This window comes from Shigella dysenteriae, assembly GCF_022354085.1.
GTDB lineage: Bacteria > Pseudomonadota > Gammaproteobacteria > Enterobacterales > Enterobacteriaceae > Escherichia > Escherichia coli.
The window spans coordinates 373,844-386,372 of record NZ_CP055055.1 but is presented as its reverse complement, the minus strand read 5'-3'; the positions used below and the strand labels follow the sequence as shown (position 1 = coordinate 386,372).

Genomic DNA, 12,529 nt, shown 5'->3' with positions numbered 1-12,529 from the left:
TCCGGCGTAGTATTTCCTGGCTATTTCAAATATCATCTAAAAAAATCAAATTTTATCGGAATAGCTCATGACTGAAGCACAAAGACATCAAATCCTCCTGGAAATGCTCGCACAATTGGGCTTTGTGACCGTTGAGAAAGTCGTTGAGCGTCTGGGAATTTCGCCTGCCACTGCGCGACGCGATATCAATAAACTTGACGAAAGCGGCAAACTGAAAAAAGTGCGCAATGGCGCAGAAGCTATTACCCAACAGCGCCCGCGCTGGACGCCGATGAATCTGCATCAGGCGCAGAATCACGATGAAAAAGTACGTATCGCCAAAGCGGCATCACAGCTGGTTAATCCGGGCGAAAGCGTAGTCATCAACTGCGGCTCCACCGCGTTTCTGCTTGGGCGGGAAATGTGTGGCAAGCCAGTGCAAATCATCACTAATTATCTACCGCTGGCAAATTACCTGATCGATCAAGAACATGACAGCGTGATCATTATGGGCGGACAGTACAACAAAAGTCAGTCCATCACTTTAAGCCCGCAGGGCAGCGAAAACAGTCTCTATGCCGGGCACTGGATGTTTACCAGCGGAAAAGGGCTGACCGCAGAAGGGTTGTATAAAACCGATATGCTGACAGCAATGGCAGAGCAGAAGATGCTGAGCGTGGTAGGGAAACTGGTGGTACTGGTTGATAGCAGTAAGATTGGCGAACGCGCGGGAATGCTTTTTAGCCGTGCCGATCAAATCGATATGCTTATCACCGGCAAAAATGCTAACCCGGAAATCCTGCAACAACTGGAAGCGCAAGGGGTCAGCATTCTGCGTGTTTAAAGATGCTGGCGGAAAAATGTCACGGCAGCATCTAACGCCTCAGGCGTAATGCGGTGACGCACGCCTGGCTGCCATGAACAGGTTAGCAGTTTATCCCGTCCCGTCTCGCTTAAGGCCTGCTGCAAACGTAGTGATTCGTCGGCAGGCACAACGTCATCGTCGAGGCCATGCCACAGCAGTAGAGGTCTGTCACTAAGTTGTTCCAGGTGGTTTGTCGCTTCCCACTCTGCCAGCGGCGCGACAATGTTATTGAATTCATTCTGCTGTGCTGTCGTTTCAGGTATCAGCGGTGGAAACAGTGAACGGGCGAGTGATGTAAAATAGCCCGATCCCATCATGCTGGCGGTACATTTCACCGTGGGGTGGCGAGCGGTAATTCCCAGTGCCGTCATCGCGCCCATCGACGCGCCACCGACTGCCAGACGGTCATCAAGCAGCCAGTTTTCTTCGGCTATTGCCGCACGTAAAGTAGTGAATTCCTGCATACTTTGTAGCAAGATTTGCCAGAATTGATTTAACCGCCGCGCTGCGTCACCACTAAAACGACTACCGTGATCGGGCGCATCCGGCATGATCACCCGCAAACCAGCCTGCGCCAGCGCAACGGCAAAATAGCTATACACCAGACTGGACGAAGTAAAGCCGTGATAAAAAATCACGCACGGTAACGGGGTATCTTTTTGTCCGACAGGATAAGCATGAAGAACGGGAATATCTGCCAGCTCGCGTGATTCTATTTCAATCATCTGTCTCTCCTTTTTGTCTGGTATGACATGAAGAAATCCTTAGCACAAGTTTCTGCTGGCGGTATTAGTTCATAATGTTGAGATGTGGGTTACGCTTTCGTCACGTTTTCATTCGAAAATCGCGTACCAGGTAACAATTCGGGAACATTCCCCCAAAGTTAAATTAATAAGGCACTACACTATGGTTAGCAGGAAACGTAATAGCGTTATTTACCGGTTTGCCAGTTTATTATTGGTGTTGATGTTAAGTGCCTGTAGCGCACTGCAAGGTACGCCACAGCCAGCACCGCCAGTAACGGACCATCCGCAAGAGATTCGCCGCGACCAGACGCAAGGGTTACAGCGAATAGGTAGCGTAAGCACGATGGTTCGGGGTTCTCCGGATGACGCATTAGCAGAAATCAGAGCGAAAGCTGTCGCTGCAAAAGCTGATTATTACGTTGTCGTCATGGTGGACGAAACCATCGTGACAGGACAGTGGTATTCACAAGCCATTTTGTACCGTAAATAAATCAGACAACTTACATAGTCAGCTTTACATTGCTTTGCGTCCCTATGCGTTTACCTGTGCACAATAAATTACCGGCTGGAAGCCTGGGCGTTTATTACCGCGATGGAATGCCCTGCAACATGTGGGGAAATGAAAAATGGAGCTGACGATGAAACAATTACTTGCCTCACCCTCGCTGCAATTAGTGACTTATCCTGCGAGCGCCACGGCACAGTCTGCAGAATTCGCCAGTGCTGACTGCGTGACGGGCCTGAATGAAATAGGTCAGATCTCAGTTAGCAATATTTCAGGGGATCCGCAGGACGTGGAACGTATCGTGGCGTTAAAGGCCGATGAACAAGGTGCGTCATGGTACCGCATTATTACCATGTACGAAGACCAGCAGCCTGATAACTGGCGTGTACAGGCGATACTGTATGCGTGAGTGTCATCTACAGCAAATGAACAATGCCGGATGCGGCGCGAGCGCCTTGTCCGGCCTGCAATTTTCACATATTTCATTGAGTTAATCGAAACCAGCGTCGCATCAGTCGTATACGCTTACACACACACTCCCCCCGTCGCCCGCAGCAATAAATCATTCTGGATCTGCTCTGACAACCGTACGCCGCCGCGCGTATCTAACATCACCTGACACCACGCCTGCGCCATTGGCGGAGAGGCATATTTCAACATTTGCGCACCGCAGCCCAGCAGGAATAGCTGATGAGTAATCTCTCGCCCCAGTTCTTCAGCTGGCTTACGCAGCTGCTGCTGTAAACGACGAACCGCGCGATCAAAATAGCGATCCTGCCCTTTCACTTCCACAAATGCTTCCGACAATAAGTCGTATACGCCCGCTTGCTTATTGAGAACGCGCAGCACATCCAGGCACATAATATTGCCGGAACCTTCCCAAATACTGTTTACCGGCATCTCCCGGTAAAGCCGCGGCAGCTCGCTCTCCTCGCAATAACCAATGCCGCCCAGCACCTCCATCGCTTCGGCCACAAACGGCATACCTCGTTTGCAGATCACAAATTTTGCCGCAGGCGTAAATAAACGCGCCCACAGGGCTTCTTTGGCATCGGCACGCCGGTCCCACGCTCGCGCAAGACGAAACAGCAACGCCGTTTGCCCTTCAAGCTGAAGTGCCATGCGACTTAAGACATGACGCATAAGGGGCTGTTGGATCAATGGATTACCAAAAACATGGCGTTGATGTGCATGATAAATCGCCAGCGAAAATGCACGGCGCATCATGGCATGGCTACCCAGGGCGCAATCAAAACGCGTCATCCCCCCCATTTTCAGGATCAGACGAATTCCTTCCCCTTCCTGCCCCAATAACCAGCCAATGGCATCCTGAAACTCCACTTCGCAACTGGCGTTAGAGCGATTACCCAGCTTATCTTTCAGCCGCTCGAGGCGAATCGCGTTGCGTTGCCCGTCAGGCAAAAAGCGCGGCACAAAAAAGCAGGACAGACCGCCCGCGGTCTGCGCCAGCACCAGATGCGCATCGCTTTGCGGCACCGAGAAAAACCATTTATGCCCCACCAGCCGATAAGAGCCATCTTCCAAACGCTCTGCACGGGTGGTGTTGCTCATGACATCGGAACCGCCCTGCTTTTCCGTCATTCCCATGCCAATCAACAAACCGCGTTTTTGCCCACCAGGCAATAAGTGAGAATCGTAGCGATCGCTCAGCAGCGGCGTGGTCCAGTCCTGAAACGGCGTGGGTAACATCTGTAACAACAATGGCGTGGCGGCAAAGGTCATGGTTATCGGACATAACGACCCCGCCTCAACCTGTGCGTGCAACATAAAACGCGCCGCGCGCGCCACAAATGCGCCGGAGCGAGCGTCTTCTTCCCAGGCAAGATTGTGCACCCGATTGGTACATAGCGCCTGCATCAGCAGGTGCCAGGCGGGGTGAAAACGCACATCGTCCAGACGGCGTCCTTGCGCATCGTAGCGCAATAATTCAGGCGGATTCACATTCGCCAGCCGCCCCAGTTCAAGGGATTCAGCCGTTCCTAACTGCTGACCAATACTGGCTAGAAAATCGCTATCCCAGCCAGCACCTTCACGCGTTACCGCTTCGCAAAGCGCACCATCAGACAGGTATAAGTTGCTGTTATTTAATGGTATAGGTTGATTAAAAACGGTGTGAGTTTGCCAGTGCACTGTGTCTCCCTCCATCAATGGCAGTCACCATTAGTATGGTCACTGCCATGGATTCATGACAGAAAGAGATTGCTAAAACATTCTTATCCAGCAATGTAATGCGGAACGAAACGTGAGGTGTCTTTGGTGATCAGTGTGTTATCTTCACGGATCCCCATTCCGCACGCTTCATCATCGACAATCCAGCTACCGATGAGTGTGTAGCTATCGCCAAATTGCGGCAGAGGTTGAAACGCCTGGTAGATCATCGGTTCATCGGCGTAATCACCATCAGCGTGGTCAACGACGTTATTCTGGCCGTCGAAAATGGTGACATTTCCGCCTTCGCGCGAGTAGATCGGTTTACGCACATAGCTTTCGCCAGCGGCAATCTGCGGTTTTTCACCCTCAAACCAGGATGCAAGAAGGTTAGGATGACCAGGGAAGAAGCGCCAAAGCAGCGGCATTAGCCCTTTATTACTCAAGATACTTTTCCATAACGGCTCCACCCATTGCTCGCGACGCTTGCGCAGCAGCGGACCATTATCGTCACGCATCATCCACTCCAGCGGATACAGCTTAAATGCACGCTGGATGACATTATCATCAAGATCGGTCAGTACGCCGCCGACGCCCAAACCGAGATCTTCAATGTAGATAAACCGCGACTCCTGCCCTGCCTGCTGGGCGCAGTCCTGCAAGTACAGCACGGTACTCCTGTCTTCATCGGTGTCCTGACAGCAGCAAAAATAAAACGGCTCCCGACTGTAAAGCTCACTAAAGCGCGAAATCAGGCGTTCCTGAATGGCATTGTACTGATCGGCATCACGCGGAATAATGCCGCTGCGCCGGGCATCCTCTAGCCACAACCACTGGAAATAAGCCGACTCATACAACGAGGTCGGCGTATCGGCGTTGTACTCCAGCAGCTTCACCGGCGCATTGCCACACCAGGCAAAATCCATCCGGCCATACAGCGAAGGATCGCGTGCGCGCCAGCTTTCAGCGATCACATCCCAGTACAACGGCGGGATCGCCAGTTGCGTCAGGATCTCTTCGTCTTTAACCGCGCGATCCACCACCTCAAGGCACATCTGATGCAGTTCCGCAGTCGGTTTTTCGATCTGCTCTTCAATCTGGCGCAGAGTAAAACGGTAAGCCCGACTCTCGTCCCAATAGATTTCATTGTCGATGATATGAAAGTCGAAACCGTTGTCAGCGGCGATTTGGTCCAGATCCCGCCGCACAGGAACGTTGTGTCTCAGCATGATTAGCCTCCCCAATGCCCACGGGCGCTGGAAGAACGACCATAGCCGCCGCGCGAAACGGTCGACGCTTTTCTGGTGGTAAAGCCGCCTGAAGAGTAAGATTCTTTTTTGCCAGAACCGGAGCGCCAGGAGTAATCACCAGAAGTGTTGCGCCAGACGGGGCGGGAAGCAAATGAGGATCCGCCGCTGTTATAGACGAACGGCTCATCGCGATCTTTACGAATAACCCGGCTTAACAAAAATCCAGAAACGACCGGGATCCAACTCTGTTCAACATTGTCGTAGTAGCAATTTTCGTACTTAGACTGACAGTTCTGCTGAGTCATATTCTTCGGAACATCGGCATAAAATGCCGCTTTGGCGTTGTTCCAGCCACGCGCGCAAATGTCGGCATTATTACCGTCATCAATACAATCCTGCACAGTCGAGTAAAACGTTCCGTCGCCGTCGTTATCGACATCGCTACTTTCACTCCATCCTTTGACTATTAAAAAAGCGGCACCGCCCATTAGCGCCAACGTTAAGTATTTTTGTGCGTAGCGATTGCGACGCGGTTCAAAAGGATTATTCGGTCTACCAATGCGACTGATCGCTCCGTGACCAATTTTACTGTTATTTCTTGATTTGCGTTTTCTGGCCATGATCGTCCATTACCATGTCATACAAGCTGCGTTAAAAATACCGCCAGCCAGCGCGGCGGTTCCCATAAACATTCCTGCTGCGGTATTGTGATTAATAATTTTTTCGCTTAATGCGGGCATATAAAGTCTGACACCAGCAAAAACGAGTAACTGAATCACCAGTGCAATCCCGCCCCAGGCGAAATAGTCTGGAATACTCACCGCATTGATTGCCGCACTGGATAAGGGGATCACGTAACCCAACAATGTACCGCTGAACGCCAGTGACGCTGCGGTATTATTGTTTTTGATTAATTGCCATTCATTGTGCGGTGTAATTTTGGAGTAGATAAACAGAAAAATAATCACCATCGCCACGCCAATAAAAAAATAGGCACTAAAGGCAAGAAGTGAATCCAGTATATGCATTGTAAACGTCCTTGTAATTAACCAATAATATGAAGTGATGTCAGCGGGATATCGACACCCAACGCGCGCGAAAATAACCACTCTGGCTCACCGAGATCGTTAAAAAATTCCTCACCATTTAGCAGCAAATATTCGTAAGTATCTTCGGTCACTTGCCGCTGGTAGCCCATGGTAAAATTATGGACTTCCCATTTAGCATGATTTTGATTTTCTACTTTTTCCAGCATGTAGACGGGTTCGATATTTCCCGGTTCTTCGCTGTTAAAAAATCGCTGCCAGCGTTTTTCCTGCCAGTTTAAGGTCATTGCCCCCATCGTTTTGGCGTTGATCGCCTCGCGCCAGTGACTCTCTTTACTGATACCGTAGCTCTCTTCATAGACAAAGAGCTTGATATCATCAATGTCATCAATATCTTCGCCGCCGGTGGTATTGATTTGCAGAAACTCATCGCCTGAAGTGTAGTAGCGGAAAATCTGGCTACCGCCGCCCAGATCGATGTGACTGACAGCGGCTACCGTAAATTCCTCACCCGGCAGCGCAATCAGCAATTCATCTTCCAGCAAACGAAACGCTAACGTGTCGAGCGTAAAGCCACTATTGAGATGAAGTCCCAGCGGACCGCGAGCGATAGCAGGCTTATTATCCTTGCCAAACAGACGCTGGAAAAAACCAGACATATTTTATCCTTAAAATAGTTGCCAGCCTTGCAGTGAGGCTGGCAAAAAAATTACTCGCCCTGTTGGCGTTGCAGTCTTGCTAATACATCCTGGGCGCTACTTTTATTGCTACCGCCAATTCCGGCTTCCGCCAGCTTTTCGTCAAGGTCGCGACCGTCTGCGACTTTCTCCAACTGTGCGGCAGCATCCAGGCGAGCCTGACGTTCGGCCTGACGCGTTTGCAGGCGTTTTAAGGATTCTGCCGCTGTCGAAACGCTGGAAGATGCGCCAACGGTAGAGGTTGTTACAGCCTGTTGTGCACGCTGCATGGCTTCAGTGGCTTTAACGACTTCCATTTGCTGCTCAAACTGAGCGATACGCTGCGCTGTCGCTGTAACTGCTTTTTCCACGCCATCACGGGAGACTTCCAGATTCGACAACACTTGCTCTTCAGCGGTAATGAGATTCTCAAGGCGCGCGATTTCTTCAGCAACTTCGTTAATCAACGACGGATTAACGTTCTTGCTTAACGCTTCCAGCGCACGGGCTTCCAGACTGGCTTTGCGCTCACGTAAATCTTTCAGCTTATCGTGACTTAATTTCACCCGCGCCAGCAGATCAACGCGAGATTTTCCGGCTTTATCGAGTTCAGCTTTAGCGTCACGAATATGCTGTTCCAGCATGCGCACACCCTGGGTTTCTTCAATGGACTCTTCCGCCTGGGAGATAAACGATTTCCCCAGCGTAAATAAACTTTTTAAAATTCCCATAAATACCCGTCCTTGTAATTAGTGTGAATATTCTTCTGTAATTTCAGCCAGATCCAATGCGTTATCTACCAGCGAGGTTATCTCAAGCAGGATATCTTCAAGAGAAGATTTAAGCGATAACGCCCCGAAAACAATGTAATACTCTTCCTGTTGCACGCTGGAGATTCCTACCGATGACAACGGCATCATCTTCTGATTTCTTAATAAGAAGGTATTAAATTTATCTGGATTGCTGATACTACTTACCGGACAAATAAAGGTTTCGATAATCATTTGGCGGGAAGTAAAAAGAATATTGATTTGCAAATCGCCATAATCATTCATTTTAATAATTAATGCGTTCTCGCTATTTGTTACATCAATATTTTGTTCAGGTACAGTTTGCAGCGCCGTCGCCAGCGCCAACGGATTCCATGTCATATATTATTCCATATAGATTAAGTTTAAATATTAATAAAATGAATATTTGCAGTACGTAATTATCTTACCAGCTATAGACAAAAAAAAACCATCCAAATCTGGATGGCTTTTCATAATTCAGAGGAACTAGCTGCGCTGACGAACCGCTTCAAATAAGCAAATTCCGGTTGCAACCGAAACGTTCAGAGAAGAAACACTTCCTGCCATTGGGATGCTGATCAACTCATCGCAATGTTCACGGGTCAGGCGACGCATACCTTCACCTTCCGCGCCCATCACCAGCGCCAGGCGTCCGGTCATTTTGCTCTGATAGAGTGTATGATCCGCCTCACCTGCCGTACCGACGATCCAGATATTCTCTTCCTGCAACATACGCATGGTGCGCGCAAGGTTAGTCACCCGAATCAGTGGAACGCTTTCTGCCGCGCCGCAGGCTACTTTTTTCGCCGTGGCGTTGAGCTGTGCGGAGCGATCTTTCGGCACAATCACCGCGTGAACGCCAGCAGCGTCCGCGCTACGCAGGCACGCGCCGAGGTTGTGCGGATCGGTTACACCGTCGAGGATCAGCAGGAACGGTTGATCGAGCGAAGCGATCAGATCCGGCAGATCGTTTTCCTGATACTGACGTCCTGGCTTCACGCGGGCGATAATGCCCTGATGCACGGCACCGTCGCTTTTCTCGTCGAGATATTGGCGGTTTGCCAACTGGATAACCACGCCCTGAGACTCAAGGGCGTGAATCAGCGGTAACAGACGTTTATCTTCACGGCCTTTTAAAATAAAGACTTCCTGAAAACGTTCAGGGGCGCGCTCCAGCAGGGCCTGCACTGCGTGGATGCCGTAAATCATTTCGCTCATTAATGTACTCGTTGTTTACGTTTTGCCTGATGCACTACGTTTATCCGGTCTACATGATCCCTGCAATATATTGAATTTGCGTGATTATGTAGGCCGGATAAGGCGTTCACGCCGCATCCGGCATGAACAAAGCGCATTTTGTCAGCAATCTAACCCTCTTCTGTTTGAAGAGGGTAATGATCACTCTGCCACTTTTTTCTTCGCCGCACGCTTCGCTTTGGTCGCTGCAGCTATTTTCTGCGTTTTCGCCGATGGCTTTTTCGCTTTTCTCGCGTCTTTCTTCGCTGCTTTCGGCTTCGTTTTTTTCTCACCGCGGAAGGCGCTGTCTGGCTCAAAGTTTACCTTTTTACCGACCTGACGACGCTTGCCGCCTTTTTTACCTGCATCGCCTTTTTTCGCTTTCTCGCGCGCCGTTTTACCGACGTTGCGCGGTGCGCGTTCGCTGGAGATCAGGCTAAAGTCGATTTTGCGCTCGTCCATATTAACCGCTTCGACGCGAACTTCCACGCGATCGCCCAGGCGATAAGTCTGGCCGCTGGATTCACCCATCAGGCGTTGCCCTACCTGGTCAAAGCGATAGTAGTCATTGTCCAGCGAAGAGACATGGACCAGCCCATCAATGAACAAGTCGTCCAGACGGACGAAGAAGCCAAAGCCAGTGACGCTGGAAATTACGCCTTTAAAGACGTTACCTACCTGGTCGAGCATGAAGTCACACTTCAGCCAGTCAGCCACATCGCGCGTTGCTTCGTCGGCACGACGTTCCGCCATCGAACAGTGCTGACCCAGTTGCAGCATCTCTTCCATCGAATAATGGTAGCCACCGGTTTCAGTGGTGTTGCCCTGATGCCCCTGCTCTTTCGCCAACAGATACTTAATGGCGCGGTGCAGCGTCAGGTCAGGATAACGACGAATCGGCGAAGTAAAGTGCGCATAGGACTGCAATGCCAGGCCAAAGTGACCACGGTTTTCCGGATCGTAAATCGCCTGTTTCATCGAGCGCAGCAGCATGGTTTGCAGCATTTCTGCATCAGGACGGTCGGCAACCGACTCCAGCAGCTCCGCGTAGTCGCGCGGTTCCGGCTTGTTACCGCCCGGCAGTTCCAGCCCCAGCTCTGCCAGCACTGAACGGAAAGAGGTAATCGCTTCGGTGCTCGGCTTGTCGTGAATACGGAACAGTGCCGGTTCTTTGGCTTTCTCAACGAAACGCGCCGCCGAGATATTCGCCAGAATCATGCACTCTTCAATTAACTTGTGCGCGTCGTTACGCTGAGTCTGTTCGATACGCTCAATACGGCGTTCAGCGTTGAAAATAAACTTCGCTTCTTCGCTCTCAAATGAGATCCCGCCACGTTCTTCACGGGCTTTATCCAGCACTTTATAGAGGTTATGCAACTCTTCGAGATGCTTAACCAGCGGAGCGTACTGCTCGCGCAGATCCTGATCGCCCTGCAGAATATGCCAGACTTTGGTGTAGGTCAGACGCGCGTGAGAGCTCATCACCGCTTCGTAGAATTTGTAGCCCGTCAGGCGGCCTTTCGACGAAACCGTCATCTCGCACACCATACACAGGCGGTCTACCTGCGGATTGAGCGAGCACAGACCGTTAGAGAGCACTTCCGGCAGCATCGGGATAACCTGCGAAGGGAAGTACACCGACGTACCACGGTTACGCGCTTCTCTGTCCAGCGGCGTTGGCGGACGCACATAGTAGCTGACGTCAGCAATCGCGACCCATAAACGCCAGCCGCCGCCGCGTTTTTTCTCGCAGTAAACTGCATCGTCAAAGTCACGGGCGTCTTCGCCATCAATGGTGACCAGCGGTAAATCGCGCAGATCAACACGGCCCGCTTTTGCTTCTTCCGGCACTTCTTCTTTCAGCCCGGCAACCTGTTGCTCAACAGCCTGCGGCCAGATGTACGGAATTTCATGGGTACGCAGAGCGATATCAACCGCCATGCCGGTGCCCATATTATCGCCAAGGACTTCGACGATTTTACCCACCGCTTTGGTGCGGCGAGTCGGACGCTGAGTCAGTTCGACTACGACCACAAAGCCCATCCGCGCGCCCATGATCTGATCGGGCGGGATTAAGATATCGAAGCTCAGACGGCTATCGTCAGGAACCACAAAGCCGACGCCCGCTTCGGTAAAGTAGCGACCAACAATCTGGCTGGTTTTTGGCACCAGTACGCGGACAATACGCGCTTCACGACGACCTTTACGGTCAGCGCCCAGCGGCTGCGCCAGCACCTGATCGCCATGAATGCAGGTTTTCATCTGCTCGCTGGAGAGATACAAATCATCTTTACGCCCTTCAACCCGCAGAAAGCCGTAGCCATCACGGTGGCCAATAACGGTACCTTTCACCAGGTCGAGGCGTTCCGGCAGCGCATAGCACTGACGACGAGTGAAGACCAGTTGACCATCGCGCTCCATCGCGCGCAGGCGGCGACGCAGGCCTTCAAGCTGCTCTTCGCCTTCAATGTGCAGTTCTACCGCCAGCTCATCACGGCTGGCCGGTTTTTCACGTTTGGTTAAATGTTCGAGGATAAATTCCCGACTAGGGATGGGATTCGCGTATTTTTCAGCTTCGCGTTCCTGGAAAGGATCTTGTGACATCTCGGTTCCTCCGTTGTCATCTCTGATGAAGATTTTCGTCACTCCACCAGCAATAATTTATAAAGCGGTTGATTCTCTTCAACCAAATCGGCAAGCGTGTAGTTATCCAGTTCCGTAAGAAAACTTTGCACGGCCTTAGAAAGCGCCTGTTTCAACCGACAGGCAGGTGTAATGTGGCAAAACTCACTGCTGCAATTCACCAGCGATAAGGGCTCCAGCTCGCGCACCACATCACCAATACGTATCGCACTCGCCGGTTTACCCAGGCGAATGCCGCCATTTTTTCCACGAACAGCAGTCACGTAGCCGGCACGACTAAGTTGATTGATTATTTTGACCATATGATTACGGGAGACGCCGTAGACGTCAGTCACTTCAGAAATACTGGTCATCCGCCCTTCTGGCAATGACGCCATGTAGATCAGCGCACGTAATCCGTAATCAGTGAAACTCGTTAACTGCACATCAACCTCAAAAGGGAAATCGGGAAAAAATACATTTATATTGATGATAAACCAGCCACAAGCTGTGTCGCTAATTTATTTCAGTTCGGGGAAGGAAAAAAGCGAGGATTTAACACTGTGTCGGATAGCGTAATGGCTTAACCGACACAGCAATGTATCACACTGTTAGCCCGGCAGGCAAAATATCTGCCAGGCGT

General features: G+C 50.9%; 14 protein-coding genes. 3 read left to right on the top strand and 11 right to left on the bottom strand.

Annotated features, from left to right (window positions below; all coding sequences use genetic code 11):
• The first annotated feature begins 67 nt into the window (after positions 1-67).
• Positions 68-823: an HTH-type transcriptional regulator UlaR gene (gene ulaR / locus HUZ68_RS01955; RefSeq protein ID WP_000133631.1), complete on the top strand. Its 756-nt coding sequence runs from the start codon at positions 68-70 to the stop codon at positions 821-823.
• Here ulaR and yjfP read toward each other — a convergent pair.
• Positions 820-1,569: an esterase gene (gene yjfP, locus HUZ68_RS01950; protein WP_033815215.1), complete on the bottom strand. Its 750-nt coding sequence runs from the start codon at positions 1,567-1,569 to the stop codon at positions 820-822. The genes ulaR and yjfP overlap by 4 nt on opposite strands.
• A gap of 181 nt (positions 1,570-1,750) precedes the next feature.
• On the opposite strand from yjfP, the gene bsmA reads away from it, so the two are divergent.
• Together bsmA and yjfN are read left to right on the top strand one after the other, a co-directional pair.
• Positions 1,751-2,080: a biofilm peroxide resistance protein BsmA gene (gene bsmA / locus HUZ68_RS01945; RefSeq protein WP_000254636.1), complete on the top strand. Its 330-nt coding sequence runs from the start codon at positions 1,751-1,753 to the stop codon at positions 2,078-2,080.
• Between the two features lie 148 nt (positions 2,081-2,228).
• A complete protein-coding gene (yjfN, locus tag HUZ68_RS01940; protein ID WP_000811566.1) occupies positions 2,229-2,504 on the top strand; it encodes a DUF1471 family protease activator YjfN in 276 nt (91 codons plus the stop codon).
• Positions 2,505-2,620: 116 nt separating this feature from the next.
• Here the strand turns inward: yjfN and HUZ68_RS01935 are convergent, their stop codons facing one another.
• The 10 genes from HUZ68_RS01935 to nsrR all read right to left on the bottom strand — a co-directional run bounded on the left by HUZ68_RS01935 (position 2,621) and on the right by nsrR (position 12,332).
• The gene (locus HUZ68_RS01935) at positions 2,621-4,246 is read right to left on the bottom strand and encodes an isovaleryl-CoA dehydrogenase (RefSeq protein WP_001491463.1); all 1,626 of its coding nucleotides are present in this window, start codon (positions 4,244-4,246) and stop codon (positions 2,621-2,623) included.
• 83 nt (positions 4,247-4,329) lie between these two features.
• Positions 4,330-5,493 carry a glutathionylspermidine synthase family protein gene (locus HUZ68_RS01930; RefSeq protein ID WP_033815216.1) on the bottom strand — a complete coding sequence of 388 codons (1,164 nt, stop codon included), beginning with the start codon at positions 5,491-5,493 and terminating at the stop codon, positions 4,330-4,332.
• 2 nt (positions 5,494-5,495) lie between these two features.
• On the bottom strand, positions 5,496-6,134 hold the full coding sequence (locus tag HUZ68_RS01925; protein WP_033815217.1) for a DUF1190 domain-containing protein: 639 nt from the start codon (positions 6,132-6,134) through the stop codon (positions 5,496-5,498).
• Positions 6,135-6,143: 9 nt separating this feature from the next.
• The gene (locus HUZ68_RS01920; protein WP_000547760.1) at positions 6,144-6,542 is read right to left on the bottom strand and encodes a DUF350 domain-containing protein; all 399 of its coding nucleotides are present in this window, start codon (positions 6,540-6,542) and stop codon (positions 6,144-6,146) included.
• 17 nt (positions 6,543-6,559) lie between these two features.
• Positions 6,560-7,219, bottom strand: a complete 660-nt coding sequence (locus HUZ68_RS01915; RefSeq protein WP_095516755.1) for a YjfK family protein — start codon at positions 7,217-7,219, stop codon at positions 6,560-6,562.
• A 50-nt stretch (positions 7,220-7,269) separates the two neighbouring features.
• Complete coding sequence (locus HUZ68_RS01910; RefSeq protein WP_000511955.1) at positions 7,270-7,968, bottom strand: PspA/IM30 family protein; 699 nt, start codon at positions 7,966-7,968, stop codon at positions 7,270-7,272.
• Between the two features lie 18 nt (positions 7,969-7,986).
• Positions 7,987-8,388, bottom strand: coding sequence for a YjfI family protein (locus tag HUZ68_RS01905; protein ID WP_000220132.1), 402 nt, complete (start codon positions 8,386-8,388; stop codon positions 7,987-7,989).
• A gap of 126 nt (positions 8,389-8,514) precedes the next feature.
• Positions 8,515-9,246, bottom strand: a complete 732-nt coding sequence (rlmB, locus tag HUZ68_RS01900; RefSeq protein ID WP_001293282.1) for a 23S rRNA (guanosine(2251)-2'-O)-methyltransferase RlmB — start codon at positions 9,244-9,246, stop codon at positions 8,515-8,517.
• Positions 9,247-9,426: 180 nt separating this feature from the next.
• Positions 9,427-11,868: a ribonuclease R gene (gene rnr / locus HUZ68_RS01895; RefSeq protein ID WP_000076316.1), complete on the bottom strand. Its 2,442-nt coding sequence runs from the start codon at positions 11,866-11,868 to the stop codon at positions 9,427-9,429.
• Between the two features lie 38 nt (positions 11,869-11,906).
• Positions 11,907-12,332, bottom strand: coding sequence for a nitric oxide-sensing transcriptional repressor NsrR (nsrR, locus tag HUZ68_RS01890; protein ID WP_001177639.1), 426 nt, complete (start codon positions 12,330-12,332; stop codon positions 11,907-11,909).
• Between the last annotated feature and the right edge of the window lie 197 nt (positions 12,333-12,529).

Excerpts from the sequence above, each read along its gene's own strand:
- yjfP (WP_033815215.1), bottom strand. The coding sequence starts at position 1,569 with ATGATTGAAATAGAATCACGCGAGCTGGCAGATATTCCCGTTCTTCAT.
- HUZ68_RS01920 (WP_000547760.1), bottom strand. The coding sequence starts at position 6,542 with ATGCATATACTGGATTCACTTCTTGCCTTTAGTGCCTATTTTTTTATT.
- rlmB (WP_001293282.1), bottom strand. The coding sequence starts at position 9,246 with ATGAGCGAAATGATTTACGGCATCCACGCAGTGCAGGCCCTGCTGGAG.
- HUZ68_RS01910 (WP_000511955.1), bottom strand. The coding sequence starts at position 7,968 with ATGGGAATTTTAAAAAGTTTATTTACGCTGGGGAAATCGTTTATCTCC.
- HUZ68_RS01915 (WP_095516755.1), bottom strand. The coding sequence starts at position 7,219 with ATGTCTGGTTTTTTCCAGCGTCTGTTTGGCAAGGATAATAAGCCTGCT.
- bsmA (WP_000254636.1), top strand. The coding sequence starts at position 1,751 with ATGGTTAGCAGGAAACGTAATAGCGTTATTTACCGGTTTGCCAGTTTA.
- HUZ68_RS01925 (WP_033815217.1), bottom strand. The coding sequence starts at position 6,134 with ATGGCCAGAAAACGCAAATCAAGAAATAACAGTAAAATTGGTCACGGA.
- HUZ68_RS01905 (WP_000220132.1), bottom strand. The coding sequence starts at position 8,388 with ATGACATGGAATCCGTTGGCGCTGGCGACGGCGCTGCAAACTGTACCT.
- yjfN (WP_000811566.1), top strand. The coding sequence starts at position 2,229 with ATGAAACAATTACTTGCCTCACCCTCGCTGCAATTAGTGACTTATCCT.
- HUZ68_RS01930 (WP_033815216.1), bottom strand. The coding sequence starts at position 5,493 with ATGCTGAGACACAACGTTCCTGTGCGGCGGGATCTGGACCAAATCGCC.
- rnr (WP_000076316.1), bottom strand. The coding sequence starts at position 11,868 with ATGTCACAAGATCCTTTCCAGGAACGCGAAGCTGAAAAATACGCGAAT.
- ulaR (WP_000133631.1), top strand. The coding sequence starts at position 68 with ATGACTGAAGCACAAAGACATCAAATCCTCCTGGAAATGCTCGCACAA.